The organism is Halorubrum yunnanense (assembly GCF_026586675.1).
In the GTDB taxonomy this organism is placed as follows: domain Archaea; phylum Halobacteriota; class Halobacteria; order Halobacteriales; family Haloferacaceae; genus Halorubrum; species Halorubrum yunnanense.
This window is the reverse complement of sequence record NZ_JAODIX010000096.1, coordinates 1-538: the sequence shown is the minus strand read 5'-3', so window position 1 is coordinate 538 and position 538 is coordinate 1. Positions and strand designations below refer to the sequence as shown.

Genomic DNA, 538 nt, shown 5'->3' with positions numbered 1-538 from the left:
CCGGTAAGCTGTTACGCTTTTCTTAGAGGGTAGCTGCTTCTAAGCTCACCTCCCGGCTGTTTAGGGCTTGAGACCACCTTCGAATCGCACTTAATCTACACTTTGGGACCTTAACCCGGCTCTGGGTTGTTCCCCTCATGGTGCACAGGCTTACCCCGCACACCGGACTCCCTTCGTCTACGGCGCCTGCGGGTTTGGAGTTCGACAGGATGGCCGACTCCTCTCGGAGGCGGGTCATCCAATCGGTAGCTCTACCCCGCGGGCTACCTCGGAAGAGGTCATGCTTCGACATGTTTCGGTTGGAACCAGCTGTTGCCAGGCTCGATGGGCCTTTCACCCCTATGCGCAGATCACGAGAGGATATTGTAGAATACCACCTCTAACGGGCCTCCACGTGGCTTTCGCCACGCTTCACCCTGCCTGCGTATAGATCGCCTGGTTTCGGGTCGCACCCGATTGACTCCCCGCGCTTGAACACGGTGGCCCTCACACATAGTGCTGCGGCCGTATCGGTTTCCCTGCGCCTTCCCCGGTTCAC

The 538-nt window shown here is 58.7% G+C and carries 1 rRNA gene; it reads right to left on the bottom strand.

The window, feature by feature from the left end:
- Positions 1-538, bottom strand: a 23S ribosomal RNA gene (locus tag N5096_RS16035); the annotation flags it as partial.